Raw genomic sequence first — 4,135 nt, 5'->3', positions numbered from 1 at the left:
TTGTTGTAAGTAGAAAACGATGACATGTTACCGAAATGAGGTAGCATGTTTTATTTTTGGTTCATATGTTTTACGGATAATTTTTTCTTATGCAGTGCAAAAGTAATTTGTCTCACCCTTCAAACTTATTTATTTTTCTACTAACCCTTTATGAATGCGCTATCTTTGTGAATGGAATTAAAACAAAAGCAAATTTATCATAAACATATGTGAATTATTTATTTATAAAAAAGGGAAAACATACCGAATCAATTTATCTGAAAATTCCCTAATTTCGCAAAAACTTTTTAAAATTTTTTTGGAAAATTTTAATTCAAATCATTTGCATATATATTGAAAATAAGATAAAATGTAGATTGTAGATTTCTACATACAGGTGTCATGTGGAAATCAAATCATTAACCTCACAAAAGGAGAAAATAATGGAAAACAAACCATCTATGAGTCGTGTTGAACGTCTGCACCGTGAGAAGGTCACTCGTTACTCGATCCGTAAATATAGTTTTGGGGCGGCTAGTGTAGCTGTCGCTGCTCTTTTCATGTTCTTAGGGAATGGAGCTGTATCTGTTCAAGCGGATCAAATCCAACCTGGAGACACAGCTGCTGCTCAGCCAGCAACTCCAGCTTTGGACAAGACCCAACTTGAAAGCTACATTTCAGAAATTGAGACAAAACTTTCTAACGGTTCTTACGATAACAAAACTGAGGAAAGTGTTGCAGTATTAAAAGCTGAACTAGAATCTGCAAAAGCTACATTAGCGAACGCAACTACTCAAGCTGAACTAAAGACAGCTTACAGCAAACTTGTCACTACAGCTAACTCTAAATTAAAAAACAAACCTGTAGAGAAAAAAGAAACTCCAGCAGTAGATACAACTGAAGGCAAAGAAACTGTAGGTAAAAAAGCAGAAAACACTGAGAAAAACCCAGAATCTAACTCAATCGAAAATACCGGTTCAAAGGACGAACGTAACGGGAAACCGATGGATAAAGATAATGCGTTTAGAGCTGAGACAACTGAAACTCAAGGTAATTTTACTTATTCTATGGAGTATTCTACTGGAAAAGAAATTTACCTTTATAATGAAGAAAACGCAGATGTCAATATTACAGTTAACTCAACAGCCGGAAAAATCAAAAGAGCAACAGTTAAAGCTGGAAGTGGTCAGTTCACACTAAAAGAGAAAAGTGATGCAGCGATAGCTTATGCGAAAGGTCAAAGCTCAACTAAGCCTGAGGAAGAAGAAGTTGAACGAGATGATTTTGGTTGGAGTTATCATCAAATAATCACTGAAACTCAAGGTCCAGTAACAATTAAAATCACTGGTAAACCAAATGATACTTTTAAAGGGCTTAAACCTTACACAAAAACTGAAGATCAACGAGCAGTATTGGGAGCAAGATATCTAGAACTTGAAGATTCTACTGGAGCTAAACTACCTGGAGGTAGGACTCCATCGTCTCCTGGTTATTTCAATTTAGTTGTTAAATCTCAAACATATAAATACGATATTCAACCAGTAGCAGAGGGGGATAAAGTTTCTGTTGCAGATATCAACAACTTAACTCCAACTGATATTAACAACATCAAAGAGAAAATCAAGATTCAATATTCTGATAAAGCAACGACAGAAGATGCTCGACTAGCTTCTAAAAAAGGAGAAGTCTTAGCAGATAGATCTACAGTGGTGAAAGAAGTCGCTGTTGCAAATGGAACAGTTACTGTTACCTATAATGACGATTCAGTAGATACTACTCCAGTTGCAAATGTAGCACGTACCAACCCAGCACCAACAGTAGAACTTCCATATTCAAATGCTGACAAACGTCAAATCTATGTTTACACAGGTGAAAATACTGACTTAACATTCACAGGTAAAGATGAAACAACAGTTAAAAACTTATACCTACGTGGACCAGGTGGTATTGGAAGTGATAATACTGCAGGTTATGGATTTACAACAGGTAAGATTGATAACGATGTAGTTACAAATGGCGAAGGAACAGTATCTGCTGATAAGAGAACAGCAACTATCAAGATGACAGGTGTTACAACTCTTAAAGCTCCAAACCAATGGACAAGTTTCATCGTGGCTAATGATAATGATGACGCCAGCTCAATGCCATCAGATCAAACTTTTGATGCTTCAACTGATAATGCAGTACGTCAACAAAGACCAGGATACGTTCAATTCGTTGTTAAATCTCAAACAGATAAGTACGATATCAAGGCTCCAACAGAAAAAGTTACAGTAGCAGATCCAGCTAACGTAACAGATGAAGAGTTCGATACAATCAAAGCAAAATTAAAACTTGAGTACAATAAGTCTAATGACGATGCGAATATCTCAAAAGATGCTGATGTTGCAGATCAAAATTCTAAAATTGCTTCAATAGAAAAAGATGCTAAAGGAAATCTTGTAGTAACATATACAGATGGTTCAAAAGACACAAGACCATTATCAGACTTTATAAATAAAGCGCCAACAGTAGAACTTCCATACTCAAATGCAGACAAACGTCAAATCTATGTTTACACTGGTGAAAATACTGACTTAACATTCACAGGTAAAGACGATACAGCAGTTAAAAACTTATACCTACGTGGACCAGGGGATGTTACTTGGGCTAATGCTAAGGACTATGGATTCAAGATAGGAGCGGTATCTGATAGTGCGGTTTCTGAAGGAGAAGGAACAGTATCTGCTGACAAGAGAACAGCAACTATCAAGATGACAGGTGTTACAACTCTTAAAGCTCCAAACCAATGGACAAGTTTCATTGAAGCTAAAGATAGTGATGATGCTAAATCTATGACAGGTGCAGACTACAATGCTACAACTGATGACGCAGCACGTCAACAAAAACCAGGATACGTTCAATTCGTTGTTAAAAACCAAACATCTAAATATGACATTGCAGCTCCAACAGAAAAAGTTGCTGTAACAGATCCAGCTAACGTAACAGAAGCAGAATTAGAGAAAATCAAAGAAAAACTACAAATTGAGTACTCTAATAACAATGATGATGCTAACTTAGCTGACAAAAAAGGTAAAACTGTAGATGCTGAAGATGCTAAGACTAAGATTGCCTCAGTAACAAAAGATGCTAAAGGAAATCTTGTAGTAACATACACAGACGGTTCAAAAGACACAAGACCATTATCAGAGTTTGTAACTTTAGACAAACAACCAGCTATCGATGAGGTTAATAAAGCAGCTGAGAAGCAAATTGATGCTATTAATAAAACTCCAAATGCTACTGATGAAGAAAAACAAGCTGCAATTGACAAAGTAAATGCTGATAAGAAAAAAGCTCTTGATGAAATCGCAAAACCTGAAGTTACAACAAAAGATGCTCTTGATAAAGCTCAAGCAGCAGGAACTGGTGCAATCGCAAAAGATAACCCAGTAGTAGCTAAAAAAGATGAAGCTAAACAAGCAATTGACGATGCATTGACAGCTAAAAACAAAGAAATCGATGATCGCACAGATTTAACTCCAGAAGAGAAAACTAAAGCGAAAGAAGTAGCAAAAGCGCAAGCAGATGTAGCAAAAGCTGCAGTTGATAATGCAACTACAAATGCAGCAGTTGATAAAGCTAAAGCAGATGGAACTACAGCAGTTGCAAATGTAACTCCAGTAGCAAAAGCAGAAGCTAAGAAAGCAATTAATGATGCGTTAACAGCTAAAAATAAAGAAATCGATGCTCGTCCAGACTTAACTGATGAAGAAAAAACAGCAGCTAAGAATGAAGCAAAAGATAAAGCTGATGCACAATTAGCAAAAATCAATGAGCAACCTGATGCAGCAACTACACCAACAGCAGCTAAAACAGCTCAAGATGCAGTAGATGCGGCTAAGACAACAGGTGTAGATGAAGTTACTGCAGTTAATCCAGTAGCAGTTAAGAAACCAGCAGCTAAGAAAGCCATTGACGATGCACTTAAAGCTAAAGAAGCAGCAATTGACGCTCGTCCAGATTTAACTGATGCCGAGAAGAAAGCCGCTAAAGATGCCGCTAAAGCAGCCGCTGATAAAGCTAAAGCAGCAGTAGATGCAGCAACAACAGATGCAGCAGTAGACACAGCTAAAGGAACTGGTACAGGTGACATTGCGAAAGTTAACCCAGTAGC

Annotated in this window: 1 protein-coding gene; it reads left to right on the top strand. The window is 37.0% G+C overall.

The window, feature by feature from the left end:
* Positions 1-422: 422 nt before the first annotated feature.
* Positions 423-4,135: DUF1542 domain-containing protein (locus O3650_RS09520; protein ID WP_371492021.1), on the top strand; the 3,713-nt coding region annotated here is incomplete at its 3' end.

It is taken from the genome of Streptococcus sp. 20925_1_24 (genome assembly GCF_041432335.1).
Taxonomy (GTDB): domain Bacteria; phylum Bacillota; class Bacilli; order Lactobacillales; family Streptococcaceae; genus Streptococcus; species Streptococcus mitis_BM.
Note: the sequence above shows the minus strand (reverse complement) of the source record. Positions and strands in the feature narration are given on the sequence as shown.